The organism is Flavobacterium segetis, from assembly GCF_900129575.1.
Taxonomy (GTDB): domain Bacteria; phylum Bacteroidota; class Bacteroidia; order Flavobacteriales; family Flavobacteriaceae; genus Flavobacterium; species Flavobacterium segetis.
Genome location: NZ_FQWE01000002.1, coordinates 313,418 through 339,408, shown reverse-complemented (window position 1 = coordinate 339,408; position 25,991 = coordinate 313,418). Strand labels below are relative to the sequence as shown.

The 25,991-nt window shown below is 31.9% G+C and carries 25 protein-coding genes; 11 read left to right on the top strand and 14 right to left on the bottom strand.

From position 1 onward, the window contains the following. Nucleotides 1-60: 60 nt before the first annotated feature. Complete coding sequence (locus BUA99_RS03745) at nt 61-1,662, bottom strand: L,D-transpeptidase family protein (RefSeq protein WP_072988434.1); 1,602 nt, start codon at nt 1,660-1,662, stop codon at nt 61-63. Between the two features lie 517 nt (nt 1,663-2,179). On the opposite strand from BUA99_RS03745, the gene BUA99_RS03740 reads away from it, so the two are divergent. The 8 genes from BUA99_RS03740 to BUA99_RS03705 all read left to right on the top strand — a co-directional run bounded on the left by BUA99_RS03740 (nt 2,180) and on the right by BUA99_RS03705 (nt 9,927). After that, nucleotides 2,180-4,636 (top strand): AsmA-like C-terminal region-containing protein, encoded by a 2,457-nt coding sequence (locus tag BUA99_RS03740; protein WP_072988431.1) that lies wholly within the window; start codon nt 2,180-2,182, stop codon nt 4,634-4,636. A 12-nt stretch (nt 4,637-4,648) separates the two neighbouring features. Then, nucleotides 4,649-5,158 (top strand): nuclear transport factor 2 family protein, encoded by a 510-nt coding sequence (locus tag BUA99_RS03735; RefSeq protein WP_072988428.1) that lies wholly within the window; start codon nt 4,649-4,651, stop codon nt 5,156-5,158. A gap of 272 nt (nt 5,159-5,430) precedes the next feature. Continuing rightward, nucleotides 5,431-6,108 (top strand): tRNA (guanosine(46)-N7)-methyltransferase TrmB, encoded by a 678-nt coding sequence (gene trmB / locus BUA99_RS03730; RefSeq protein ID WP_072988426.1) that lies wholly within the window; start codon nt 5,431-5,433, stop codon nt 6,106-6,108. 34 nt (nt 6,109-6,142) lie between these two features. Then, on the top strand, nt 6,143-6,787 hold the full coding sequence (locus tag BUA99_RS03725; RefSeq protein ID WP_200778636.1) for a LysE family transporter: 645 nt from the start codon (nt 6,143-6,145) through the stop codon (nt 6,785-6,787). A 45-nt stretch (nt 6,788-6,832) separates the two neighbouring features. Further along, the gene (locus tag BUA99_RS03720; protein ID WP_072988424.1) at nt 6,833-7,159 is read left to right on the top strand and encodes an MGMT family protein; all 327 of its coding nucleotides are present in this window, start codon (nt 6,833-6,835) and stop codon (nt 7,157-7,159) included. Nucleotides 7,160-7,490: 331 nt separating this feature from the next. Then, entirely contained in the window at nt 7,491-8,630 is a 1,140-nt protein-coding gene (locus BUA99_RS03715) for an Mrp/NBP35 family ATP-binding protein (RefSeq protein WP_072988421.1), read from the top strand. Between the two features lie 115 nt (nt 8,631-8,745). Further along, nucleotides 8,746-8,985, top strand: coding sequence for a NifU family protein (locus BUA99_RS03710; RefSeq protein ID WP_072988419.1), 240 nt, complete (start codon nt 8,746-8,748; stop codon nt 8,983-8,985). Nucleotides 8,986-9,594: 609 nt separating this feature from the next. Then, nucleotides 9,595-9,927, top strand: coding sequence for a 2Fe-2S iron-sulfur cluster-binding family protein (locus tag BUA99_RS03705; protein WP_072988416.1), 333 nt, complete (start codon nt 9,595-9,597; stop codon nt 9,925-9,927). A gap of 70 nt (nt 9,928-9,997) precedes the next feature. Here BUA99_RS03705 and BUA99_RS03700 read toward each other — a convergent pair whose 3' ends face one another. The 7 genes from BUA99_RS03700 to BUA99_RS03675 form a co-directional block, all read right to left on the bottom strand. Next, nucleotides 9,998-10,783, bottom strand: a complete 786-nt coding sequence (locus tag BUA99_RS03700) for a DUF3050 domain-containing protein (RefSeq protein ID WP_072988413.1) — start codon at nt 10,781-10,783, stop codon at nt 9,998-10,000. A 92-nt stretch (nt 10,784-10,875) separates the two neighbouring features. Continuing rightward, a complete protein-coding gene (locus BUA99_RS03695; protein WP_072988410.1) occupies nt 10,876-12,054 on the bottom strand; it encodes an acyl-CoA dehydrogenase family protein in 1,179 nt (392 codons plus the stop codon). Between the two features lie 186 nt (nt 12,055-12,240). Further along, nucleotides 12,241-12,948, bottom strand: a complete 708-nt coding sequence (locus BUA99_RS03690; protein ID WP_072988407.1) for a tRNA1(Val) (adenine(37)-N6)-methyltransferase — start codon at nt 12,946-12,948, stop codon at nt 12,241-12,243. A gap of 190 nt (nt 12,949-13,138) precedes the next feature. Next, nucleotides 13,139-13,342, bottom strand: coding sequence for a four helix bundle protein (locus BUA99_RS15330; protein ID WP_262487691.1), 204 nt, complete (start codon nt 13,340-13,342; stop codon nt 13,139-13,141). Continuing rightward, nucleotides 13,343-13,507, bottom strand: a complete 165-nt coding sequence (locus BUA99_RS15325; protein ID WP_234972896.1) for a hypothetical protein — start codon at nt 13,505-13,507, stop codon at nt 13,343-13,345. An 81-nt stretch (nt 13,508-13,588) separates the two neighbouring features. Further along, on the bottom strand, nt 13,589-14,113 hold the full coding sequence (gene rimM / locus BUA99_RS03680; RefSeq protein WP_072988404.1) for a ribosome maturation factor RimM: 525 nt from the start codon (nt 14,111-14,113) through the stop codon (nt 13,589-13,591). 14 nt (nt 14,114-14,127) lie between these two features. Next, complete coding sequence (locus BUA99_RS03675; RefSeq protein WP_072988401.1) at nt 14,128-14,688, bottom strand: 30S ribosomal protein S16; 561 nt, start codon at nt 14,686-14,688, stop codon at nt 14,128-14,130. A 195-nt stretch (nt 14,689-14,883) separates the two neighbouring features. Here BUA99_RS03675 and BUA99_RS03670 point away from each other — a divergent pair, with 195 nt between their 5' ends. Together BUA99_RS03670 and BUA99_RS03665 are read left to right on the top strand one after the other, a co-directional pair. Further along, nucleotides 14,884-15,363 (top strand): DUF6252 domain-containing protein, encoded by a 480-nt coding sequence (locus BUA99_RS03670; RefSeq protein WP_072988399.1) that lies wholly within the window; start codon nt 14,884-14,886, stop codon nt 15,361-15,363. Nucleotides 15,364-15,545: 182 nt separating this feature from the next. Further along, on the top strand, nt 15,546-15,908 hold the full coding sequence (locus tag BUA99_RS03665; protein WP_072988395.1) for an RNA recognition motif domain-containing protein: 363 nt from the start codon (nt 15,546-15,548) through the stop codon (nt 15,906-15,908). Nucleotides 15,909-16,156: 248 nt separating this feature from the next. On the opposite strand, the gene leuB is transcribed toward BUA99_RS03665, so the two are convergent. The 6 genes from leuB to leuC all read right to left on the bottom strand — a co-directional run bounded on the left by leuB (nt 16,157) and on the right by leuC (nt 22,080). Beyond that, entirely contained in the window at nt 16,157-17,212 is a 1,056-nt protein-coding gene (gene leuB, locus BUA99_RS03660; RefSeq protein ID WP_072988393.1) for a 3-isopropylmalate dehydrogenase, read from the bottom strand. A 68-nt stretch (nt 17,213-17,280) separates the two neighbouring features. Then, nucleotides 17,281-18,798 carry an alpha-isopropylmalate synthase regulatory domain-containing protein gene (locus BUA99_RS03655; RefSeq protein ID WP_072988391.1) on the bottom strand — a complete coding sequence of 506 codons (1,518 nt, stop codon included), beginning with the start codon at nt 18,796-18,798 and terminating at the stop codon, nt 17,281-17,283. A gap of 49 nt (nt 18,799-18,847) precedes the next feature. Then, on the bottom strand, nt 18,848-19,354 hold the full coding sequence (locus BUA99_RS03650) for a GNAT family N-acetyltransferase (protein ID WP_072988388.1): 507 nt from the start codon (nt 19,352-19,354) through the stop codon (nt 18,848-18,850). A gap of 65 nt (nt 19,355-19,419) precedes the next feature. Continuing rightward, on the bottom strand, nt 19,420-20,016 hold the full coding sequence (gene leuD, locus BUA99_RS03645; protein WP_072988386.1) for a 3-isopropylmalate dehydratase small subunit: 597 nt from the start codon (nt 20,014-20,016) through the stop codon (nt 19,420-19,422). A gap of 212 nt (nt 20,017-20,228) precedes the next feature. Further along, nucleotides 20,229-20,582, bottom strand: a complete 354-nt coding sequence (locus BUA99_RS03640; protein ID WP_072988737.1) for a four helix bundle protein — start codon at nt 20,580-20,582, stop codon at nt 20,229-20,231. 103 nt (nt 20,583-20,685) lie between these two features. Continuing rightward, on the bottom strand, nt 20,686-22,080 hold the full coding sequence (gene leuC / locus BUA99_RS03635) for a 3-isopropylmalate dehydratase large subunit (RefSeq protein ID WP_072988734.1): 1,395 nt from the start codon (nt 22,078-22,080) through the stop codon (nt 20,686-20,688). Nucleotides 22,081-24,805: 2,725 nt separating this feature from the next. On the opposite strand from leuC, the gene BUA99_RS03625 reads away from it, so the two are divergent. Next, complete coding sequence (locus BUA99_RS03625; protein WP_072988383.1) at nt 24,806-25,882, top strand: helix-turn-helix domain-containing protein; 1,077 nt, start codon at nt 24,806-24,808, stop codon at nt 25,880-25,882. Nucleotides 25,883-25,991: the final 109 nt, after the last annotated feature.

The following is a 25,991-nucleotide window of genomic DNA, read 5'->3' as shown; positions in this document are numbered from 1 at the left end:
ATGACAGTATCTTTTAATAGATAGTGTCATTTTTTATTTAATACAGTTATGAGTTATAAATTAATTTACAGGCTCTTCTATTTTATTTTCAAAAAGTACTGCTGCTAATTTTTCATCCCTTTTATAAACGTCATTATAAAAATGTAATATGCCGTCTGTATCGACCCAAGCAGTGAAATAGCCTATATAAACAGGAATTGATTCTTTGAGTGTATACCAATATTCATCTCCGCTATCCATTTTTGCGTTTATTTTTTCTTCGTTCCACTTTGCATCATTTTTCATAATTATTGCCGCAAGTTCTCTTGGTTTTGCCACACGAATACAACCATGACTAAAAGCGCGATTTTCTCGACTAAATAAACTTTTTGAAGGGGTGTCATGAAGGTAGATAGCATTTGAATTAGGAAATAAGAATTTTACCAATCCTAATGAATTTGATAGCCCTGGTCTTTGTCTCACTGAATTATTATTCCATTCCATATTATGTTGTTGCAAGTAGTTTGGATTTTTTTGGATCGCTGGTAAAATTTCCCTTTTCAAAATGCTGGCCGGTACGTTCCAATACGGTCTAAAAACGATATATTTCATAGCTGCGCTGAAAATAACTGTTTTGTTCATTGCTTTGCCTACAACTACTTTTGAGCGTAACTCTACTTTAGAGTTTCTAAAAAATGTTAATTCATAAGCTGGAATATTGACAACAATCAATTCCTTAGATTTCGTTATGTCATTTGAAATCCATCTACAGCGTTCCATATTGACCATTATTGTTTTGATTCGTTGCGCAATAGGAACATTCATATAGGCGATATGTTGAGGTAACATAGTTGGATTTGCTATATGTCCAATACTCTTTTTAAACTTTAAAACTGCTTCTTCTAAAGCCTCATCATAAATAGAACTTTTAGAGTCTGAATCTAACATATTATTAAGAAAGAGATAATTTCTAATTTGGGCAATAGTAGAAGAGCTATCAGCGGGCTTAAAAGATTTTATTAAAGGATCTGCTGCAATGGTTTCAAATTTTCCTTTTTTTTCTATTTTTTGGTACTGAAGCAAAGCCTGCTTCAATAAGTAATATTGTTTTAAGACACCTTTTTCCTCTTTATTAATTAGTGATGGATTAACGAGTAAAGAATCTAAATAATGAATATAAGTTTGTTTTTTTCTTGGTAAAAACCACTCTAAATCGGTTGTCTTGTTTGTGTCAATTCCGTCATACACTTTTTTTGCGTAAAAGAAATAAAGTGAGGAACTTAGCAACTCAGTATCAACGCTAGCTTTTTGATTTTTAAAAGGATTTTGATAAATAAAATCAAATTTCTCTTTGTAAGGAATGGTTGTTTCTATTCCATCAGCACTTAAATTATTAACTTTATTGTAAAGCAAGCCGGAAAATTCGTTAAGACCATCTTTGTCAAACCAGATATAATGAAACTGATGTTTTTTATATAATTGTTCTACTTCAACACGATAGGCTTTTAAGTCAGGATACTTTTCAAAAAATTTATGAATTTGAATACTGTCAAATACAACCTCCGGTTTGTTTGCAGTGATAGGAGTAGCTACGCTCACGCTTTCGCTTTTCTTTTTACAAGAACTAAGAGAGAATAATAGAAAAGTGACTAACATAATAATGGCCAAAGAGAATTTTTTCATAACCAAAATATTAATACATTGAGAATTTTCAAACAATTTAGCAAAAGTACATTAAAACAATTATGCAAAAATTATAATTTTTAAAAAAGGATAAATAGGAAAGTTCAAAGATCAAAAAATAATATTAGATTATTGTTTCGAGTTGCTAATAATTGTTTTATAATTAAAGGTTTATACAATAATGACACTGGTAATAGTTCGTTTTTATCAATTTTGGAATTGTTATCTATCTAAAAATTTTGGAATATTAAACTTCTATTATGTAAATGATTAACGTTCATAATATCAGACTTTTGGTTCAAGATCAAAGAAAGTGTTATTTTAAATTAGCATTAGAATAATGATAAAATAAATAGTAGATATAGCATCGACACCTTAAAGGTAATAAAGCTTATACTTTCTTCTACAAACAAAAAATAGAGCTTTATTGCGATTCTGAAAGAAGCTACTCAGAGCCAATAAGTTTGATAACTGATTAATTGAACTATCTTGTATGACAAATATTAAATTCTAAACGATGAAGCTAATTCTAGAACGATTCAGGAATAATAGTCAAAGCATAAATATCAAACAAATTCTTAAGCAAGTACTATTTTTCTTTGCTGGTTTACTCGTTCTACTTTTGATTACATCTGGAGTTTTTGCCGCTTATTTTATATCTAATAAAGAAAAAATAGTGACTCAAATTAATGCTAAAATTAATGACAATATAAAAGGCACTATACATATTAATGATGTTAATTATAAGTTTTTAAAGGGTTTTCCTAATATGACTTTGGCCTTAATTCAAGTAGAATTAAAAGATAGTTTATGGACTAAACATAAAAGGACGTTGTTGAAAGCGCAGCAAATCGATGTTCGTATTAATATTATAGATTTAATAGTAAATGAAGTTAACATTGACAAAATTGATATTCATCGCGCTTCAATACATTTATATAAAGGAAAAGATGGACTTACAAATACTAATATTTTTAAAAATAAGCCAAAGAATGACAAGTCTAAGAGTTCAACTACTTCCTCAGTTCATGAAATAAATTTAAGTGAGGTTCATTTCATTTCGGAAAATCAACTTGTAAATAAATTATTTGACTTTGATAAAATTGATCTTCGTAGCATTATAAATTTTCAAAATGATAATTGGCATACGAATTTATATATCAAAACCGTCGCAAAAAATATGGCCTTCAACACTGATAGAGGTAGTTTTATAAAAGATAAGATGGTTGTCGGTATTTTAAAAGTAGCATTTAACGAGGTTAAAAATGAGATAAGCATAATAACCGAAAGTTTATCTATTGGGAATAATTTTTTCGATATAAGAGCGAATTTCAGCCTAAACAATCATGTGTCGCCATTTAATATTGCTATTGCGACTAAAATTTTGTGGCGTGACGCTTCCGCTCTGTTAAGCAATAACATTAGTCTTAAAGTTGATCAATTTAATCTAAAAAATCCAATAAAAGTCGGTTGTACTATAATAGGGGATATGAGCAAAACAGGCGACCCAGAAATTAATGTATTTACAAAAATCAAAGAGAATGAACTTACCATTCCAGACGGACTTATAACAGATTGCAGTTTTGACGCCAGTTTTACTAATAATTATAAAAAAGAAGCGGGCTGTAATGATATCAATTCAACAATTACATTAACGAAATTTACTGGAAAGTACAAAACAATTCCGTTCTCGATTCCAGTAGGCAAAATCGCTAATTTGGAGAAGACTACAGCCTCTGGAATTTTTAATTCTAACTTTGATGTTTCAAGATTGAATAAAATTGTATCAGAGAAATTAATTCGTTTTAGTAGTGGCCAAGCCAAAGTAAATTTTGATTTTAGATTTGGAATCGTTAATTTAAAAATTGACAAACCATATTTTACAGGAAAGGTTACTGTGAAGGATGCTATAGCAGAATATGGCCCAAGAAATATAAGTTTTGTAAAAACGAATGTCGAACTAGATTTTACGGAACAAGCGCTTTTAATAAAAAAAATTACTTTTAAGGATAATAAGAGTAGTGTTTTTATGGAGGGAAAAATAGATAATTTTTTAACCTTATACTATAAAAATCCAAAAGACATGGTAGTTGATTGGAATATATATGCACCCTTTCTTGATGTGAAAAAAGTTGTGAATAGTATTACGATTTCAAGTGCTGAAAAAGAGAACCAATCAAATTCAAAAGATGATTTCTCTGATGAACTTTATGAAGCAATAAAAAAATGTCAAGTGGTGCTGAATGTTAAAGCAGACAAAATGGTTTATAATAAGTTAGAAGCGACCGCTGCTAAGGTGTTAATTTTGCTAAAGGATAATGAGTTAATTGTAAAAAATGGCATTGTAAATAGTTCTGGGGGAACAATTACATTCGATGGAAAATTAACTCCTGAAAGAGAAAATTTTATGTTTAAATCAACTACAAAAATTGAGAAAGTTGATATATCAAAATTTTTATATTCATTAAATAATTTTGGAATCGAATCTTTTAAACCTTCAAATTTAGAAGGATTTCTGACGGCGGATGCGACAATAGAAGGTAAATTGCTTTCAGGTGGGGCGTTGAAAACTAATTCTCTTTTAGGAAAAGCTAAATTTAAAGTAAAAGAAGGAGCGTTAATTGAATTTAAACCAATTACAAATATTGCTAAATTTGCTTTCCCTTTTAGAGATGTTAATAATATAAAGTTTAGAGATTTATCTGGAAATTTTATAATTAAAGGAGAATTAATAAATGTGAATGAGTTAAAGGTAAGTTCTAATATTTTAAATATTGATGTCAATGGTATTTATTCCTTTGGAAGAGGGACAAAATTAGCGATAACAATTCCGCTTAGAAACCCAAAGAATGATAAATTGATTGTCGACAAAGAGGAGCGAGCTGAAAAGCGTTTGAATGGAATTGTACTGCATTTATTAGCAGTTGATAAAGAAGGTAAAATAAAAATAAGATGGAATAAAAATCACCAATAAAACCTAACATCTATGAAAAAAATTATTATTTTTCTGGTTCTACTATCTTTATGGAGTTGTAAAAGCATTGAATTAAAGACTGTAAACGCTGAAAAAAATGTGAATTCAACTATAGATGATTGGCACGTGGCCGCAGCAACTGCTAATTATGATGATTATTTTAATTTAATGACTGCTGATGCAGTTTTCATTGGTACAGATGCAACTGAAAATTGGAATAAGGAAGCATTTCAAAGCTACGCTAAACCTCATTTTGACAAAGGAAAAGCTTGGAGTTTTACAACATTAGAACGTCATATCTTTTTTGATAAAACGGGAAACCTAGCTTGGTTTGATGAATTGTTGAATACACAAATGAAAATTTGTCGTGGTTCAGGAGTTTTAGTTAAAAAAGGAAAAGAATGGAAAATTAAACAATATGTATTGTCAATGACGGTGCCTAATGAAAATTCAAGTGAGATCATAAAACTTAAAAGTAATAGTGAGGATGCTATTATTAGAAAGATGCAAATAAAAAATTAAAAGCATAAAGTAAATTTTGTTCTAACTAATATGTGTATTACTACTTATTCAGAGTTTTTATTCAGGTGCCTTATCTTATCGATAATTAATATGAAGCTATCAATGTAAATTAATTTTTTTTTGGAGAATTTAGGTAAAAATAGGTGAAGTTGCCAACTTGAATATGTTTATAGCAAGGTTTTTTCCTTGATTGACTTCCGTCTTATATATTTCATTAATTTTGTCAACTGAAATGAAAGATTGAACAGTCGGCAACAAAAATATTTTAAAAAGTGGGAAGTAAAAATAAATTAAAACGATTTAAAGAAAACGAAACATTTGATAACGTTTTCCAACCAACAAGAGAGGAAGTTGTGGGAGATTTATTTCCGTTAAAAGGAAAATGGAATGATGATTTCTTTAAAAATGATAATCCACTAGTGCTCGAGTTAGGTTGTGGAAAAGGCGAATATTCCATTGGTCTAGCCGAAAAATATCCCAATAAAAACTTTGTAGGGATTGATATTAAAGGAGCTCGTTTTTGGCGAGGTGCTAAAACAGCCGTGGAGGATGGCTTAACTAATGTCGCTTTTATCCGTACTCAAATTGAATTAATTAATCACATTTTTGCAGAGAATGAAGTAAATGAAATTTGGATTACTTTCCCCGATCCACAGATAAAATACAAACGTACTAAACATAGAATGACCAATTCAGAGTTTTTACAATTGTATAAAAAAGTACTCAAAAAAGACGGTGTTGTAAATTTAAAAACAGATAGCGAATTTATGCATGGTTACACATTAGGATTGTTACATGGTGAAGGACACGAAGTTCTCTATGCCAATCACAATGTTTATGTAAATGAGGGAAGTCCAGAGGAAGTTACTGCTTTTCAGACATTCTATGAAAAACAATATTTAGAAATAAATAAAGCAATTACGTATATTCGATTCAGGATTAAAGAGTAGTTTTATATATGACGAATGATTTTATAGTACTCGCATGCTGACAATAAATTTAGTTGTTTCGTTGTTTTTAGGTTTTCTCACTGCTGTAATAGGGATTACGCCTCCAGGACTAATCAATATGACCGCTGCAAAAGTGAATCTCAAGGAAGGAAAACGCAGTGCCTATTGGTTTGTGTTAGGTGCTGTGATTGTAATTTTTTTTCAAGCTGCATTAGCGATTTTATTTGCACAGTTTATAAAAGAGCATCCTAATGTGATTGTTTTGTTGAGGGAAGTAGGTTTTGGCATCTTTCTTATACTTTCCATTTATTTTCTATTTATTGCAAAGAAACCAAAGAAGATAAAAGGTAAAATAAAGAAAAGGAGCACTTCCACGCGTTTTTTTTTAGGAATGCTACTGTCGGTGCTTAATTTTTTCCCAATTCCCTATTATGTTTTTGTAAGTATAACTTTAGCTTCTTACAACTTATTTTATTTTGACATTAGTCATGTAATTATTTTCGTAACAGGAGTAGTTCTCGGTTCTTTCTTAGTTTTTTACTTTTATATTACTTTCTTTCAAAAAATTCAAGGAAAAACGGATTATTTTATGCGTAACATGAATACAATTATAGGTAGCATCACCGGAGTAATCGCTGTTGTTACTTTAATCAATATTATTAAGTACTACCTCAAGTAAGGATTAATAAATATGTTATCGAAATTTATGTTATGACTTAGAAAGATGGAAAATGATAATTTTTTTGAGCGTGTTTACGCTATTGTTAGACTAATTCCATACGGTAAAGTTACCTCCTACGGCGCTATTGCAAAAGCACTAGGAACCGCGCGCTCTGCAAGAATGGTGGGTTGGGCGATGAATGCATCACATCATTTAGAAGATGTTCCAGCGCATCGAGTTGTAAATAGAAATGGTTTACTCACCGGAAAACTACATTTTGACGGTACAAATTTAATGCAACAATTATTAGAGAATGAAGGGATAGTTGTTATTGATAATCAAATAAAGGACTTTGAAGTGGTTTTTTGGATTCCGAAAGTTGAGGTCTAAAACTTTAAAGAGAAGATGTTGGTATGTTACAGCTACTTTTTAGAAAAATAATTGTAATAACTTCCAAATTGCAATAAACTTTCAATAGCTAATTTTAAAATCTTAGTATCTATTATTAGCTTGAAATCAAACTCAATTTTAAATTGTGTTAAAGGTTAAATTTTTTGTCTTTCAAAAAAAAATACAAATAATCATTGGCAATTCTCGCATCAACAAATCCAATCTAATTCCTTTATTTTAAGAACATAATCTGTTATCTTTGTAATCTGAAATCAGTTTAAATAAAGATAATATTCTGGACTCGAATATCAGTTTAAAAAGTAGACTAAAAATGAAATTAGATAGAAAAGAAATCCTTAAGGCTTTAGAATCAATCACGATCGCTGGCGAAGGTAAAAGTATGGTTGAAAGTGGTGCTGTCAAAAATGTACTAATTTTTGGTAACGAAGTTACAGTTGATCTAGTAATAGCAACTCCAGCCATGCATATTAAAAAAAGGGCTGAGGATGATATTAAGAAATTAATTCACGAAAAATTCTCAGCAGATATTATCGTAAAAGTAAATATAAAAGTGGAAGCTGTTGCAGCAGAAAATCCAAATCAAATAAAAGGAAAAGCAATTCCTGGAATAAAAAATATAATAGGAGTAGCATCTGGTAAAGGAGGAGTTGGAAAATCAACAGTTACAGCAAATTTGGCTGTTTCATTAGCTAAAATGGGGTTTTCAGTTGGAATTTTAGATGCTGACATCTATGGTCCGTCAATGCCTATCATGTTTGATGTGGAAAGTGCAAAACCAATTTCAGTTGTAGTTGATGGTAAATCTAAAATGAAACCAGTGGAAAGTTACGAAGTGAAAATTCTTTCTATCGGTTTTTTTACGTCTCCTAGTCAAGCTGTTATTTGGAGAGGTCCAATGGCTTCAAAGGCTTTAAACCAAATGATTTTTGACGCTGATTGGGGTGAATTAGATTTTTTGTTAGTCGATCTTCCACCAGGAACTGGTGATATCCATTTATCTATTGTACAAGCATTACCTATTACAGGTGTTGTTATTGTAAGTACACCACAAGCGGTTGCGCTGGCTGATGCCAAAAAAGGAGTTTCGATGTTTATGTCTGATGCCATCAATGTTCCCGTTTTAGGAATTATCGAAAACATGGCTTATTTTACACCAGAGGAACTGCCTAATAATAAATATCATATTTTTGGAAAAGAAGGTGCTAAAAATTTAGCTGATGATTTAGATGTGCCTTTCCTTGGAGAAGTGCCTATTGTACAGTCTATCCGCGAAGCAGGAGACTTTGGTCGTCCGGCTGCAATGCAAACAGGTTCTGTTACACAAAAAGTATTTGAAGAAATTACAAGAAATGTAGTGCGTGAGGTGATAAATCGAAATGAAAATCTACCAGCTACGGAAGCTGTTAAAATCACCACTATGGCAGGTTGCTCAGCAGTTAAAAAAAATTAGAAAATCAGAAAAAAATAAGAGAATTAGAAATATGGATTGTAGAATGACATACTAAAAGAATTTTATCTCATTACCTAAATTAACACATTTTCTAATTTTTATAGTATCAAAAGATATGACAACAGAAGAATTAACCACAGAAGTTCAAAAAGCACTCGAAGAAATTAGACCTTTCTTAAATTCGGATGGCGGTGATATTTCACTTATCTCCATTGAAGATGGGAAACATGTAAAAGTACGATTGGAAGGAGCCTGCACCAGTTGCAGCGTAAACCAAATGACGCTTAGGGCAGGAGTTGAAACAACTATTAAAAAATTTGCACCACAAATAGAAACGGTTACAAATATTTTGTAGTAATTGATCTAATGGATAGGATTAAAATGGAAAGGATTGTGGTGTTTATGTCTACCTTTTAACAAACAGATAATTATGGTTTTTGCTAGATTAATAAAACGCCAATAGAAAGATTAAATGAGGTATGTTTTATAATGAATTCTTCCTTTGTGTAGAAAGTGGATAGAAGCATAACTCTAGTAAGAAATCAGGTCAAATAATTTATTTAATATTGATTTTTTAGATTTCCTATCAGTTTTAGAAAAATAATAAATTGATTTTATTTTAGTTGGAGGTAACGATTTAACTTTGGATGGATATGTCAGAAGTACTGGAAAGATGTACCTATAGATCGAACGAAACAATCAAAAGTCAGCAAAAGTGAATGAGGAATTTTCAGTACTAATTTTTCAAGAAGAGTAATTAGGTCAGAACTTTCTAAAATAGAAATTATTACAATTGTTGACAGATTAAAATTTAGGAATATTTTAGAAAACGAAATAATTTTGAAGTTGATAAATGACAAATTTCTAACACGGATTTTGACGATTTAATAATTAATAAAACAGCTACAGATCTTTATAACGATTTAGCTGACATAGAGCAATTAAAAAAGAACAAGAAAAAATAATGTCACAAGATATTACTATAAAAATTACCGATAGAAACGGAATAGCTCACGAAGTTGCAGCGCCAACAGATATGAATATGAATATCATGGAGCTAATTCGAATGTATGAATTAGCAGAAGAGGGAACAGTAGGAACTTGCGGTGGAATGGCGATGTGCGCTTCCTGTCAGTGTTATGTTGTGAATGATGTGGCTTTACCAAAAATGGGCGACGATGAAGAAGCTATGCTGTCGGAAGCTTTTTTCGTGAAATCTAATAGCCGATTGGGTTGCCAAATTCCAATTACTGAAAGTCTTGAGGGATTAGAGCTAGAATTAGCACCAGAAAGTTAATGAAAAAGTCCTGATTATTATTCAGGACTTATAATTTTATTTTTTTTAAGAAGAGACGCAAATTGCAGTTTTAAGTTGTTACAATTTTTGCTGCCATTAATAGCTCTTCGATAGCATTCCATAAACCAATTCGCTTTTCTAAAGCTAATTTAGAAACTTCCTCAACATCTGACCATTTTTGTGCATCTGTTCCACACAACTCTGTTATCATTTTCATTGCCATTGGCCCATGCTCGTCAGCGTCTAGTTCAATATGTCTTTCAAAATAATAGATCAGTTTACTTAAATCAGTTGCAGGGAAATTAGCTTGAAAATTCTTCAAGATTTCAGTGAACATTGCAGGAATTAGATCTTCTCTTCCAAAAGTAAAAGCAGCGGCAATTTCATGTGATTTACCCTCTTCAATGACTCTAAAAGTAAAGTCTAAAAATGCTTTTATATCTGGATGTAAATTACTGGTTTTAATGGCAACAAATATATTTTGCAACGATGCTACCTCTTTTAGAAAATTTTTAATGCCTGAAGTGTCTGCGTCGCAAGATTCCATTGCTTCTATGTACATCTCAAAATGACTAGAGCGTCTTCCATCTAATGTTAAATCAGATTCTTCTGCGACAACAATTTCATTTATTAAATATCTTGTTTCTGGATTAGGAGTTGCAAACCATGGAGTTGTAGTACAAGTTAATTTAGCTTGTAAAGCTTTCAATAATGACATGAAATCCCAAACAGCATAGACATGATTTTCTAAAAAGCATTGTAGGTCTTCAATCGTTTTTACTTTTTCGTAGAGAGAATGCTTTAATAATATTTGTTTTTGAGGCTGTATACTATTGTTGATTGTAGCAATATTCATAAGTGGTATTTTTAGCGTAAATATAAAGAAGCTCCTTGTTTCCAAGAAGCTTCTTTAATCAATTTTATGTATAGTTTAATAAACGTTTAGTTCTATTTAAAAGCGGCAATTCCCGTAATATCGAGACCGGTTATTAATAAGTGAATGTCATGTGTTCCTTCGTAAGTAATCACTGATTCTAAATTCATCATGTGACGCATAATAGAATATTCGCCGGTAATTCCCATTCCGCCAAGAATTTGTCTTGCTTCACGAGCAATATTGATTGCCATATCAACATTATTACGCTTTGCCATAGAAATTTGAGCGGTAGTTGCTCTTCCTTCGTTTCTTAAAACGCCTAATCGCCACGTTAGTAACTGCGCTTTTGTGATTTCAGTAATCATTTCGGCTAATTTCTTTTGTTGTAATTGTGTCCCCGCGATTGGCTTGTCAAACTGGATTCTTTCTTTGGCATATCGCAAAGCAGTGTCATAACAATCCATTGCAGCACCAATTGCTCCCCATGCAATTCCATATCGAGCAGAATCTAGACATTGCATTGGTGCTCCAAGGCCTGTTTTTCCTGTTAATAAATTTTCTTTTGGAATTTTTACATTATCAAAAATGAGCTCTCCAGTTGAAGAGGCTCGCAGAGACCATTTATTATGAGTTTCAGGAGTAGTAAAACCTTCCATGCCTCTTTCTACGATTAAACCATGTATCCTACCTTCTTCATTTTTAGCCCAAACCACAGCAATATCTGCAAAAGGAGCATTAGATATCCACATCTTAGCACCGTTCAAAAGATAATGGTCGCCCATATCTTTATAGTTGGTTGTCATTCCGCTTGGATTTGAACCATGATCTGGTTCTGTCAAACCAAAACATCCCATATATTCTCCAGTAGCTAATTTTGGTAAATATTTGACACGTTGTTCTTCTGTGCCAAATTTCCAAATAGGATACATAACTAATGAAGACTGAACTGATGAAGTAGAACGAACGCCAGAATCTCCGCGCTCAATTTCCTGCATAATTAAACCGTAAGAAATTTGGTCTAAACCTGCTCCGCCATATTCTTCGGGAATATAAGGACCAAAACCACCTATTTCTCCTAAACCTTTGATAATTTGTTTTGGAAATTCAGCTCTTTGAGCATAATCTTCAATTATAGGCGATACTTCGCGTTTTACCCATGCACGGGCAGAGTCGCGAACTAATTTGTGCTCTTCTGTTAATAAATCATCTAGATTGTAATAATCCGGCGCTTGAAATAAATCTGGTTTCATGATAGTCAATTTTAAAGGAACAAAGCTACATAAAGAAATATAACAAATCGATTAACAATTGTTATAATTTTCTAATTTAAGTATCGTATTTTAAGTAAACTTATGAATTTTAGATTACTTACCTACGTTACATGAGGTTTTTAGGCTTGTATATTGCTAATTTAAAAAAAATAAGAAGTAATTGGGTTACATTTTCAAGTAAAAATCCTTGGTCAATGAAATGTATTCTGGCGTGTAAACGTGTCTGGCAACTTCGATAATTAATTCATCAATAGCGAAATCTAAAACTTCTTTACGACTAATTGCCAGCAAACTTCTCTTGATTTCGGCAGTAGGAGCTCCTTTTACCCGAGTTATTTTAAGAGGATATAGCTCATATTCCTTGGCTAAAGCCAAAAAAGTACCTTCTTCCTTAAAAGGTACGATTACCGAAAAAATACCATTTTCAGATAGTAATAAATCTGCAGCTTCTATTAAATCTTCAAAAGGCATCGCATCCTGAAAGCGGGCTAAGTCGCGTTGTTCGTTTTCTGTTTTATAATCTTCGCTATAAAAGGGAGGATTTGAAACAATTAAATCGTACTCATCTTCTGGTTCTTCTATAAATTCATCTAAACCAGCGTGAAAACAAAATAAACGATCGCTCCAAGGTGAGTTTTCGAAATTATCTGTCGCTTGTTCGAACGCATCTTCGTCAATTTCTAAAGCATCAATTTGATCGGCGTTAGTTCTTTGTGCTAATATCAAAGCAATTATTCCTGTTCCGGTGCCAATATCTAGGATACCACAAGGATTGTTTATAATAGGTGCCCATGCACCGAGTAAAACACCATCTGTTCCAATTTTCATGGCACAACGATTTTGGTTTACAGAAAACTGTTTGAATTGAAACATAGGTATAAAATTCCAATATTTTAAATTCCAAATTCCAATGGAACCTTGGATTAAAATGATGTGTGGTTATTGATTAATGAGCAAGAAATTTCAATATTTTAAATTTCAAATTCAGTTTTTGCTGTCAATGTAATTCGGTGTGTTTAATTGAACTATAATTAATAGAATTGTAGATGTATCAATTCCTTTGTTATTTTTGTGTTTTAGTAATGATTGCGGATAATATCTTTCTTATTTCTTCAATTTCTAAAACCAGAGGGTTTGAAAGATTATTATGTTCCGGATTTAATTCTTGTAATAATCGCAGCCAATACTTACTCTCTTTAGCTTCCTTTCTAGCTATTTTTAATCGGAATGATAAATCTTTCTCGCCTAATTTCTCATTTGCTTCAATCTAGTTCGCTCCAACAGATCCTGAGGATCTAACTAATTGCTTACCATCTTCAATATTTGAAATTGTTTTAGGAAGTAATCGAATATAAATTCGACAATCTTTCGCGAACAAATAAGTTCTTTCTTCTAAATCAAAGGGTTTCTCTATAGTTAATTTTAAATTCAAAATAGTATCAAATGTAACTGATTTTTTGGAATTTAGAATTTCCTTATTTGGATTTTGGAATTTAAAAATTTGGAATTTAAACTAAAGGTACATCTCAATTAAACCCTCAGGTAAATCCATGATTACTTTTTTGTTCTCACGATCAATTTTTACAAGGAAATGATCAATCATAGGAATAAGTATTTCTACATCACCATTTAGCACTTCAAAAAGTGGTTGGGCTGTGGTATCATTTACAGATTCGATTTTTCCAACAATACCAAGTCGCTTGTCTTCGACTTCAAAGCCTATTACTTCATGAAAATAGAATTTGTTACCAGTAAGTTTAGGTAACATTTTTAATGGAAGATACAAGTCGTTGCCTATTACAGCATCAGCGTCTTCTTCGGTATTCATATCCTCAAAACGAATTCTGAGAAAATCATTCTTGTGCAACGAACTGCTTTCGATAAAAAAAGGAACCAAATGTTTGTTGCATTCAACAAACACTGATTCCAAATTTTCGTATAACTCTGGTTCATCCGTGTCTAAGTAGGCAAGAACTTCTCCTTTGAAACTAAATTTTTTAGCGATTTTACCTAAATAGAAACAATCTTCTTTATGCATCTTCGCTTACTAATTTATGCTTCTGTTGTTTCGTTATTTTCTTCTTCTGTAGCCGGAGTTTCTTCAGCCAAAGCTTCAACTTCTTCTTCTACAGCTGGATTTGCAGCAGCAATTGCATCTGCTTCAGCTTGTGCGGCTGCAGCTAAACGTTTTGCATTTACATCTTGCTCTGCTTTAAAAGCTTTTGCTTTAGCGTCAGCTTGCACTTTAGTCAAACCTTCTTTTTTAGCATCAACTTTTCCAGATTTTGCATCTAACCATTCTGTTAGTTTTGCATCAGCTTGTTCTTGAGTCAAAGCACCTTTACGAATACCACCATCAAGGTGATGCTTCAATAAAGCTCCTTTGTAAGAAAGAATTGCCTTAGCAGTGTCAGTTGGTTGAGCACCATTGTGTAACCATCTTACTGCAGCATCGATGTTTAAATCGATAGTTGCTGGGTTTGTATTTGGATTGTAAGTACCAATTTTTTCTAGGTATTTACCATCTCTTTTTGAGCGTGCATCTGCAGCTACAACCCAGTAAAAAGGTTTTCCTTTTTTACCGTGTCTTTGTAATCTAATTTTTACTGACATAATCGTGTGATTAAATTTTGAGGTACTCGACCTCTATTAATTAAGGGAGCAAAGATACTTTTTTTATTGATAACTGCAAATGCTTGTTCTATTTATATGAATGATAAAGTGTTAAGCGTTGTGACAAAACTTATTTTAATCGTTCCAGATGTTTTTTAGGTTAATTATCTTAAATTTGGTTTTCAAATAAAATTTATGAGGCGTTTTATCTTGCTAACAGTAACACTTTTTTCTCTCCTTTCATGTGAGGAAGATATAAAATTCAGTAGTCCCTCAGTTCAAGGGTTAAAGAATGATGTTTTTTGGAGAGCAACTAATTCAAAGGTGAGTATATTATCTGATGGAACTTTTTTACTTGAGGCGTATACTGCAACTGAAACGTTAACTTTACAAACTACTTCCATAATAGAGCAAAGCTATATATTAGGAACTACTGTAAACAACACTGCTGTATTTGTACGAAATGAATCAGGCAAAGTAATAAGGTACATAACTGGTAATGAAATAGGAAATGGTCAAATTACTATCGTGGAATATGATGAAATTAACAAAACGATATCTGGGAATTTCAAATGCAATGTTAAAAACATTGATGTTGATGCAAGTTCAGAAAGTAATGTGAATTTCCAACAGGGCGTTTTTTATAAGGTTCCGATAAGTGTTAGCATTCCTTAATAATCTCAGAGCTATAGATTAAAAATCAAAGATTCAGAAATTAGCAGCTGAGATTATATTGTTCTTACTTGTTTTTTGGTATATAATGAGGTAGAAAATAAATTAAAATCATAAATAAGCTAATATATAGTAGATTAGAAAAAAATTGCTTTACATTTGTGTTATTATTTAAATACGTACATATGAATATTTTTGTTGGAAGCCTTCCATTCAGTATTGAGGAAGCAGATTTAAGAGAGTCTTTCGAGGCTTACGGAGCAGTTGATTCAGTTAAAATTATCTCAGATAAATTTACAGGAAGAAGTAAAGGATTTGGTTTTGTTGAGATGCCAAATGATGACGAAGCTCAAAAAGCTATTGACGAATTGAACGGAGCTACTGTTCAAGGACGTGCAATTGTTGTTAACAAGTCTGAGCCAAAACCAGAAGGCGAAAGAAGAAGTTTTAATAATAACAGTCGTGGTGGAGATTCACGCGGTGGTTATGGTGGTGGAAACAGCCGTGGTGGAGAAAACCGTGGAGGTGGAGACAGAGGAAGATATTAATATTTTTTTCAATCATATATAAAAAGGTGTCAATGTAAATTGACACCTTTTTTGTTTTTGTTACTTCATGACTTTCACTATTTCAATATGTCATTCTTGAAGCGCCTTTATCATTTTGCTTACACGCTTTTTTAAGCTGTAATGATGACTAATTAAGATACTCTCTATTTATACCAAAATATACAAACTAATTCCAATTTGACTATTTATAAGATTGGTCAAATATTAATTATAGAATAGTAAAGTGCTTACAAATTTGCTACTAACCAATCTCCAACTTCTTTAGTTCCGTATGCTTTTCCGCCATCAGCAAGATCTTCAGTAACTACTCCAGCCTCTAAAGCTTTGTTTACTACATTTCGCATTGCTGCACCTTCTTCCATTAATCCAAAGTTTTCAAACATCATTGCAGCAGATAAAACAGTAGCCATAGGATTAGCAATGTTCAATCCAGTTGCTTGCGGATATGAACCGTGGATAGGCTCAAAAAGAGATACTTTATCTCCCATAGATGCAGAAGGCATAAGTCCCATTGATCCAGAAATTACTGAAGCTTCATCAGTTAAAATATCTCCAAATAAATTCTCCGTAATTAATACATCATACGTGTTTGGCCATTGTACTAAACGCATGGCAACAGCATCAACAAATTCGTATGATACAGTAACTTCAGGATAGTCTTTTTCCATAGCTTGAACTGTTTCCCGCCACAAGCGTGACGTTTCCATTACGTTTGCTTTATCTACACAACACAATTTCTTAGACCGTGTCATTGCCAATTCGAAACCTTTTTTAGCTAAACGTTGTACCTCTGCTCTAGTGTAGACGCAATTGTCAAAAGCGGTGTCTCCTCCGTCTCTTCTTCCTTTTTCACCAAAGTAAATCCCGCCAGTTAATTCTCTTAAAAAAACCAAATCAGTTCCTTCGATACGTTCTCTTTTTAAAGGAGATTTATCCAGTAAAGATGGGAATGTAAAAGTTGGGCGTACGTTAGCAAATAAACCTAACTTTTTACGCATCAATAATAAGCCTTGCTCTGGTCTCACCGGTGCTAGTGGATCATTATCGTATTTCGGATGACCAATAGCTCCGAATAGCACTGCATCTGCAGCCAAACAAATTTCATGCGTCTCGTCTGGATAAGGAACTCCTACCGCATCAATCGCAGCAGCACCAGTTAAGGCTGGTTTCCATGTAATTTCATGTCCAAATTTTTTAGCAACGGCATCCGAAACTTTTACAGCTTCATTAATTACTTCTGGTCCAATTCCATCTCCGGCTAAAAGTGCAATATTATATTTCATATTTATATTTTAATATTATAGTTTTTAAAAATTAGAGCTCTACTATTCTAATCTTTAAATCACTTAACTTATCCTACATTCAACATTTTTTGTGTCGCAACAATCGCGGCAACGGTTTGATCAGAATCTAGTCCTCTTGTTTTAAATTCTTTTCCATTGTTTGTCCATGTTATGATGGTTTCACATAAAGCATCAGAGCTACTTCCGGGAGGAATTCTTACGGCGTAATCAATTAATTTTGGCAATACTAAATTTTTACTTTTGTAAATTTTAGCAAGTGCATTCATAAATGCATCAAATTGTCCGTCTCCTTGAGCATGTTCTTCAATAATTTCTCCATCCATTTTTAAAGATAAGGTTGTTGAAGGCCGCATTCCTTTAGCATGTGATAAAATATAGGATTCAACTACGATCCTTTCGAGATAAGTTTGACTGTCCAGAACATCCGAAATAATATATGGTAAATCCTCCTTAGTTACAGTCTCCTTTTTGTCACCTAATTCTATGATACGTTGTGTTACAAGTTTTAAATCTTCGGGATTTAATTGTAGTCCTAATTCTTGGAGATTTTTCTCAATATTAGCTTTACCCGATGTTTTTCCTAATGCATATTGTCTTTTTCTGCCAAAACGTTCTGGAAGTAAATCGTTAAAATACAAATTATGCTTATTGTCGCCATCGGCGTGAATGCCTGCCGTTTGGGTAAAAACATTATCTCCTACAATAGGTTTGTTAGCAGGTATTCTATATCCTGTAAATGTCTCTACTAATTTACTTATCGTGTACAAAGAAGACTCTTTTATGCTTATTTCTATTTCTGGAAAAAAATCATTTATAACGGCAACAGTACTTTCTAAAGGTGCGTTTCCAGCGCGTTCTCCCATTCCGTTTACTGTTACGTGAAGTCCTTGAATACCTGCTTTAACGGCTTCCATTACATTAGCAATACTTAAATCGTAATCATTATGCGCATGAAAATCAAAATGAGTATTTGGATATCTTTTAATTATTTCTGAGATAAATTGAAATATTTCAGATGGAATAAGAACACCTAAAGTATCTGGTAATAAAATTCTTTTAACTGGTTGTTGCGTTAAAAAATCTAAATACTGAAATACATATTCGGGCGAATTACGCATGCCGTTGCTCCAATCCTCTAGGTAAACATTAGTTTCAATATTGTTTTCTCGGGCTAATTTAATGGCTTGTGCGATTTCGCTAAAGTGCTGTTCTGGTGTTTTTTTTAACTGGTGCGTAAGATGATTTAAAGATCCTTTTGTTAATAAATTTTGAACTTTGGCACCTGTACTTTTCATCCATTCGATAGAAAGTCCGCCATCTACAAAAGTTAGAACTTCAATTCTATTTTCATAATCTTTTTCTTTGGCCCAAGCCATAATTCCTTTTACACCTTGAAATTCGCCTTCACTAACACGAGCCGAAGCAATTTCGATTCGATCAACATTTAATTCTTCGAGCAACAATTGTGCAATGGTAAGTTTTTCTACAGCAGAAAATGACACTCCAGAGGTTTGTTCACCATCGCGCAGTGTCGTGTCCATTATTTCAATTTTTCTTTTTTTCATTGTGTATAATTGTCACTTTAGACATAAATTATCACGAACCATTAAAATCTTAATTTAATTTTATCTCAAATAAACTAAGTGTAATTCCGTCGTAATGTTTTGGTAATCCGTTATAATCTGGCGTTATAATTCCTAAGAATTCAAATCCACATTTCTGATAATAATCAATCAATTCAGTGTTATCACCCCAAGTATCCAGTCTCAAATAATCGAGATTTTTTTCTATGGCAAACTGTTTTCCCCAGTCTACAATCTTCTTGACAAACTGTTGCCCCTTAAATTTTGGATGTGTTACAATTCTATGAAAGTAAACCGCTTTGTCGCTATTTTTTTCTTTCCAAATACTTTTATCTTCGAATGTGATTGCAAAAACGCAAGCTATTTCATCATTGATACTAATTTTCCACTGTCGGTTCTCAGCTATTTCTTTTTTTACCAATTCTAGTTCAAAACCTTGCCAGTGTTTATTGAATTTAGTTTTCTGGTATTCCACCGCCATATCATAAAATTGGAAAATAGAATCGATATCATTTATTGTACTTGCTTGGAATGTCATATCTTTTTTTTGGCAAAAATATAAAACTTTAGTTCATCAAAAATTTAATGATTACGCATTGAATTTTAAATCAATTGTTTTTCAGCAAAAGTTATTATTTCCTCTTTTATATTTTGTAAATAATCTATATCATCAAAACCGTTTAGCATATTGTTCTTTTTATAACCGTTGATGTCAAATGATTCTATCTCGCCTGATGTTAAAATAGTTATTGTTTGCTCTGGAAGATTAATTTCTAGTTCTGTTTTAGGGTCATTTTCAATTGCGGCAAAGATTTTATCCGCAAATCCCGCACTTACTTGAACTGGTAAGACGCCAATATTTAAGCAATTACCTTTGAATATATCTGCAAAAAAGCTTGAAACTACAACACGAAAACCGTAATCATATACTGCCCAAGCAGCATGCTCGCGTGAAGAACCGGAACCGAAGTTTTTTCCACCCATCAGAATTTTTCCTGAATACGTTGGATTATTTAAAACAAAATCCACCTTTGGTGTATCATCCCCGTTGTATCTCCAATCACGGAAAAGGTTCTCTCCAAAACCTACACGCTCGGTCGCTTTCAAGAAACGAGCTGGAATTATTTGGTCAGTATCTACATTTTCTATTGGTAATGGTACTGCGCTACTGGTAAGGATATTAAATTTATCGTAAGCCATTTTTTTGTTGCTTTTGGCTTTCGGCTTTTGGCTTTTGGCTCATCGAAATGAGATTTAGCATATTGCTTCTTGCCTGTTAATTTTTTGCTTTTTGCAGTTGGTCTTTAGCTTTTTACTCTTTTGAAAGAGAATCATTAGCTTTGTCTATTGCCTTTTGGTTGTTGTTGCTTTTTGTTATCGTATGTTAGCTAATAGCCAACAGCTAAACGCCACTAGCTTTTTAATTTATCTATTAATTTTCTTAATTGCTTTCTTAGTATTATAACTTTTTCCGTAAAGTCAATAAATTCTGTTTGTGAAACATAATCTAATTCTGAACTCAGAAAAATTAAATATTCAGCTTCTGTTGCGGAACCATGTGCCATAACTAAAAATCTTCTAAAGTCAGCATCTGATTCTCTTCCGCAACCATCCGCAATATTTGTTGGAATTGAACTCGTCGCTCTTCTCAATTGACTGGTGACTCCAAATAGCTCTTCCTTTGGGAATTGCTTTGTAAGCTTGTAAGTAATCATCGTTAATTGATGACCATCTTGCCAAACTATATATTTTTTGTAATCTCTCATTTTTTTGCTTTTAGCAATTGGCACTTAGCAATTGGCTTCGTATTGATTAATAATAGTTATTATTTACTCCAATTGCCAAAAGCTAATAGCCAATAGCCTTTTTTTAAAAAAACTCTCTCGGATCTGTCAGTACTCCTGTAACTGCCGCCGCCGCCGCCATAATAGGACTTGCTAATAGCGTTCTTGAACCAGGACCTTGACGTCCTTCAAAGTTTCTATTTGAGGTGCTTACCGCATATTTTCCAGCTGGCACTTTGTCATCATTCATAGCTAAACAAGCAGAACAACCCGGCTGACGCAATACAAAACCAGATTCAGTTAAAATGTCTAATAAACCTTCCTCAATAATTTGTGCTTCTACAACATGTGAACCTGGGACTAGCCATGCCGTCACATTATCTGCTTTTTTTCGCCCTTTTACAATTTCTGTAAAGGCTCTAAAATCTTCTATTCTACCATTGGTACAACTTCCTAAGAAAACAAAATCAATTGGTTTACCAATCATGACATCATTTTCTTCAAAACCCATATAGGCTAATGATTTTTTATACGTTTCTGCTCCACCTTCCACTTGATTTGCGTTAGGGATCTTTTTTGAAATACCAATTCCCATTCCTGGATTTGTGCCATACGTAATCATAGGTTCGATATCAGCAGCATCGATATTTAGCTCGATATCAAAAACGGCATCAGCATCTGTTTTTAAAGTTTTCCAGTATTCAACTGCTTTAGTCCAAGCTTCACCTTTTGGAGCATATAACCTTCCTTCAAGGAAATCGAATGTTGTTTGGTCCGGAGCGATCATTCCGCCACGAGCACCCATTTCGATACTTAAATTGCAAACCGTCATACGGCCTTCCATTGACATTTCTTCAAAAACATTTCCAGCATATTCAGCAAAATAGCCTGTTCCACCTGATGTTGTTAATTTTGAAATAATATAAAGAGCTACATCTTTCGGGCCAACGCCTTTACTCAATGTACCATTTACATTGATACGCATTTTCTTTGGTTTGGGTTGCATAATGCATTGTGTAGCCATCACCATTTCCACTTCAGAAGTTCCAATTCCAAATGCAATTGCGCCAAATGCACCGTGTGTAGAAGTATGAGAATCTCCACATACGATAGTTGCCCCTGGAAGTGTAATTCCATTTTCCGGACCTATAACGTGAACAATACCATTTTTTTTATGGCCTAAACCCCAATGCGAAATACCATATTCAGCAGCATTATCTTCTAAAGCTTTCAATTGATTTGCGGACAAAGGATCTGCAACAGGAAGGTGCTGGTTTATAGTGGGTGTATTGTGATCTGCAGTTGCAAAGGTGCGTTCTGGATATAGAACGCTAATGTTTCTGGATTTTAAACCTAAAAAAGCAACAGGGCTAGTAACTTCATGAATAAAATGACGGTCAATAAAAAAAACATCTGGTCCATTTTCGATTTTACGCACAACATGCGAATCCCATACTTTGTCAAATAATGTAGTAGTCATTTTTACTGTTTTTAAGTGTATTTCTTTTTTACAGAAGTTGAAAATAATTGCTTCGACTGTAACGTGTGCAAAACTAAAAAAAGATATGAAAGCTTCAATTTTACTATTTGATTTTATACGATGCCCAAAATAAGATTCTGCTATTTCATTACTAATTTTTTCTTTTGAATACTCTCTTATGAAGAAGGTGAATTCCACTTTAAATCATTAAAATTTTATCTTTACTTGTTTTTATATTTATCGAATAATTACTATTTGATCACTGAAGCCCATTGTTTTTAAATATAAATTAGATAGTAGAGTGATAAGTGATTTATTATTAATTATTTCTTCTTTTCAAGCTTTATGTGAAGATATTTTTAGTTTATGAACAAATCATTATTTAGTCTTTTTTCATCATTTTTTTTATCGAAATACTACGACATCCAAAATAAAAGATTTTTTAATTTTTAAAATGCGTTATCATAGATTAAGAGATAGTGATCCATCGCCAGAATTATATTTTCAACTTAGAATTTTTGATAAATCTATGTACAATACTCATTTCACCATAAATTGATTTGTCTAGTTGAAAGTTGGCTCAATTTATTCTTTCACGATAAGGTAGAGGTCAATGTGTAGTCTTAATGATATTTTTTTTGAATCTTTTTAACAATTTTTAATTTTTAGAAGTCTGCATTACGTTTAATTCTAGGACTAAGAATTGTACTAGTTTATTAAATTGACTCATTGGCTGTAATTAATTGATTATGTCTTTTAGTATTATATCTTATCCGTTGGGCATAATTGATTGATTTGAACTTTGATATTGCCATGTGTTCTATTAAAAATAAATTGATTGATTCATTGAATCAAATTTAGACCAATGATTTTGCAAAAATTCTTGTTTAAGCCTCTTAAAAGTTTAAGTATAATTATTTCTAATTTTAAACTGGTTGCATAATTGGGAGAAAATGGTTCAACTATTTTTCATGATTTTTTAAAAACATAAGATTGCTTTTTATATCCTTTGTAACTTACTCTCATTGGTGTCTCTATAACTATATTTGCTTTTTTAAATAAATCTAATTGTGGTATTGATCGTAGATAGCCTCAATCGCTAAATAATACATAATCAGAGAGTTGTTCTATAATATCTTTTAATATTTGTATATCTTGAAGGTGACTTTTTATAATGTTAATACAATAGAATACTCTTGAAATAGAATAAATTATATGCAACTTGCAACTTGCAACCATGAAACCAGGTGTCCTGTGAAGCGCAAGATCCTTTTAAAGGAGTAGTTTCAAAATCTTTTTTCCAGATTTTAATTCTATGTAGTTGTGCTTTTTTTCAAATCTCTAAAGGCGTGTTGTCAATAGTAAAACAGTTTTAAAACCTTAAAATTGAAGCACCTATAGGAGTTCGCATGTTTTCTGTAAATTATTACAATTTCGTTCGTCTCTTATTTTATAGACTTTGGTTAATCAAATTTGGTATTTACGCAGTGGCCAACTGTTTATCCTAGTCATTTTCACTATCAATTAACATATATTCACGAACTAATTTTAACGGGACCAACTCGAATTCAGTCATTTTTAATTTTTTGCCTCCAGTATAACGCTATGGTGAATCCCAGTTCTAGAAACTAACGATTTAAAAAAAATTTTAAATAAATTTTCTTTAAATTTAACAATGATAGTAGGTGTTTTTTAAATTTTAAAAAACTGATTTTTATTATCTTGACAAATATCAGAAACATTTATTGATCTTTAAATAATTGCACCTAATGGTATTTTTTATTACTGTAGTAAAATCTCTTGTTTTATATCCCTATGATTTATCTTGATAGTAAATTCTCTGGATGATTGTATTTTTTCAAAAAGCTACATGTATTCATTTATATTTACTGCGCTTTTGCTGGTAGAAGCGGCATGTGCCAACCTATAAAATCATTTTAAAACAAAATTAAAAAATCCGATTGGGCTATCGATTTGTCTGAATGGGCTATTTAGTTAATTTTTAATGGAATAACTTTGTTTTTAACTGTTTTTCTGAATTAAATTAGAATTCAGGAAAGAACTATCGAACGAAGTAAAACTTAGCCCATGGAAACGATCAGTTTAAATATTTTTGAAGGATTTCCCATTTGGTTTTTATGGACTCTTTTGGTGTCGTTTTTTATGATACTCATGTTTTTGACTTATTTGCTCTGCATTCAAATACAATTTTTTTGGAAAGAAAGCCAAGTTGACTACACATTGAATAATTGGAAAGAAAAGTCAAAATAGGCAGTAGTAAAAACAGTAGTGCGCGATATAGCTTTGATTTTAAAAATATTGGGTAAAGGTCTTATTTCACCTAGGCCTTTTTTTAATATTTGAAAAAATAGCAGCGAAAGATCTATTATTTCACAACGCTCCATCCTTTAAAAATGGCAGTAATAGCAATTAAAGTATCTTTTACTATAAAAATAGAGGAGCGCATTAAAGACAAAGAAAGAAGTAATTTTAGGTAACTAATTTAAAAACAAAAGGATTACTTTTATTTTAGCTCTTTATACATTCGTAATGATTTATTAAAATTTATTATTAAGTGAAAATTGATATTTTTTATTTTCATTTTTTGTTTATTTGTACTAAATGTATTTTTGTCTTTTAAAGAATACAGCAATTACTTTTATGTTTAGTTTCGAAAAAAAATTTATTAAGAAATTTAGCTATTTTAATGTTTTAAATTCAAAATATGATTTTATCCAAGTGGTTACAATTCATTAAGCCCAATATAAATTTTTTTCAAAATGGGTTTTTTGAATTTCCGTTTCTAGCCAATACGCCAGAATTAATGATAGAATCAACGATAAATTCTCCTGGAAGTAAACATGATCCGAAACAACAATATGTTTACAGAAATAATCCTTTCATAAAAGGTAGTTTTAGATATAGAAAAATTGATGAAGGTTGCTGGCTTACAATAACTAACATTGAGTTCAAACAAAATGCATTGATTAAAACTGTTTATGATAAAAGTATTCCAAGTGAACATTACACCCTTACATTCACACTATACGAAAGTCAGGTAAAACTTCAAAACACGTTTATTGATAAGATCCCTTTTCAAAATAAATTTTGGGGTTTCAAAAAACCAGGAGTAGATACTGGAGCTCATTTTTACAAAGGATCAAAATGTGAGTTTTATATTTATCACTTTTATCCAGATTGGATCAAAAAAAATATTCCTTTTGATAAATTAGATAAAAATCTTCCTTTTAGAAAGTTTTTAGATTCAGACAAAGGTTTTATCACCTACCAAGATATAGTGCCTAACGCATCCGAACTATCTCATGAAATTGAGCAGACCTTTATAAATTTTAATCAAGATGTATTAAGTGATACCATATTGAAAGCCCAAACGCTCAGTTTAGTATCTACATTTTTTAAGAATGCATTTGCTGATTTACGCAAAGAAGATTACAAGGTAAAAGACACGGTAGATTATAAATTGATGTCGCAATGTGAGCGATTACTTTCTAAAGATTTTGCTCTTCCTTTTTTAGGAATTGACTCTATTTCTAAAAAGTTAAACCTATCTCCGTCAAAATTAAAGATGGATTTCAAATTGGTATACGGCACTTCGATATTACAATATAATATCGACAAAAAAATGCAGTTAGCTATGCAACTAATTATAAATACTAATATGCAAATAAAACATATTGCACAGGAAGTGGGATATGAAAGTAGTAGTAAATTCAGCGCCTGTTTTAAGAAAAAATTTAAAAAATTACCCTCGGAATTCCGTTTAGATATTAAGCTGAATTAGGCTACATAGTGTTAGCAAAAGTGGTTTTCGCAAGGCTTAAAATTCAAAGGTAAAAGAGTTAAAATTATTGTAGCTTTATTTTAGATAAGGAGAAAAGAGATTTTCTTCA

Bases quoted from the DNA above. Each gene is read 5' to 3' on its own strand.
- BUA99_RS03745 (WP_072988434.1), bottom strand. From the start codon at position 1,662: ATGAAAAAATTCTCTTTGGCCATTATTATGTTAGTCACTTTTCTATTA.
- BUA99_RS03740 (WP_072988431.1), top strand. From the start codon at position 2,180: ATGAAGCTAATTCTAGAACGATTCAGGAATAATAGTCAAAGCATAAAT.
- BUA99_RS03735 (WP_072988428.1), top strand. From the start codon at position 4,649: ATGAAAAAAATTATTATTTTTCTGGTTCTACTATCTTTATGGAGTTGT.
- BUA99_RS03725 (WP_200778636.1), top strand. From the start codon at position 6,143: ATGCTGACAATAAATTTAGTTGTTTCGTTGTTTTTAGGTTTTCTCACT.
- BUA99_RS03720 (WP_072988424.1), top strand. From the start codon at position 6,833: ATGGAAAATGATAATTTTTTTGAGCGTGTTTACGCTATTGTTAGACTA.
- BUA99_RS03715 (WP_072988421.1), top strand. From the start codon at position 7,491: ATGAAATTAGATAGAAAAGAAATCCTTAAGGCTTTAGAATCAATCACG.
- BUA99_RS03710 (WP_072988419.1), top strand. From the start codon at position 8,746: ATGACAACAGAAGAATTAACCACAGAAGTTCAAAAAGCACTCGAAGAA.
- BUA99_RS03705 (WP_072988416.1), top strand. From the start codon at position 9,595: ATGTCACAAGATATTACTATAAAAATTACCGATAGAAACGGAATAGCT.
- BUA99_RS03700 (WP_072988413.1), bottom strand. From the start codon at position 10,783: ATGAATATTGCTACAATCAACAATAGTATACAGCCTCAAAAACAAATA.
- BUA99_RS03695 (WP_072988410.1), bottom strand. From the start codon at position 12,054: ATGAAACCAGATTTATTTCAAGCGCCGGATTATTACAATCTAGATGAT.
- BUA99_RS03690 (WP_072988407.1), bottom strand. From the start codon at position 12,948: ATGTTTCAATTCAAACAGTTTTCTGTAAACCAAAATCGTTGTGCCATG.
- rimM (WP_072988404.1), bottom strand. From the start codon at position 14,113: ATGCATAAAGAAGATTGTTTCTATTTAGGTAAAATCGCTAAAAAATTT.
- BUA99_RS03675 (WP_072988401.1), bottom strand. From the start codon at position 14,688: ATGTCAGTAAAAATTAGATTACAAAGACACGGTAAAAAAGGAAAACCT.
- BUA99_RS03670 (WP_072988399.1), top strand. From the start codon at position 14,884: ATGAGGCGTTTTATCTTGCTAACAGTAACACTTTTTTCTCTCCTTTCA.
- BUA99_RS03665 (WP_072988395.1), top strand. From the start codon at position 15,546: ATGAATATTTTTGTTGGAAGCCTTCCATTCAGTATTGAGGAAGCAGAT.
- leuB (WP_072988393.1), bottom strand. From the start codon at position 17,212: ATGAAATATAATATTGCACTTTTAGCCGGAGATGGAATTGGACCAGAA.
- BUA99_RS03655 (WP_072988391.1), bottom strand. From the start codon at position 18,798: ATGAAAAAAAGAAAAATTGAAATAATGGACACGACACTGCGCGATGGT.
- BUA99_RS03650 (WP_072988388.1), bottom strand. From the start codon at position 19,354: ATGACATTCCAAGCAAGTACAATAAATGATATCGATTCTATTTTCCAA.
- leuD (WP_072988386.1), bottom strand. From the start codon at position 20,016: ATGGCTTACGATAAATTTAATATCCTTACCAGTAGCGCAGTACCATTA.
- BUA99_RS03640 (WP_072988737.1), bottom strand. From the start codon at position 20,582: ATGAGAGATTACAAAAAATATATAGTTTGGCAAGATGGTCATCAATTA.
- leuC (WP_072988734.1), bottom strand. From the start codon at position 22,080: ATGACTACTACATTATTTGACAAAGTATGGGATTCGCATGTTGTGCGT.
- BUA99_RS03625 (WP_072988383.1), top strand. From the start codon at position 24,806: ATGATTTTATCCAAGTGGTTACAATTCATTAAGCCCAATATAAATTTT.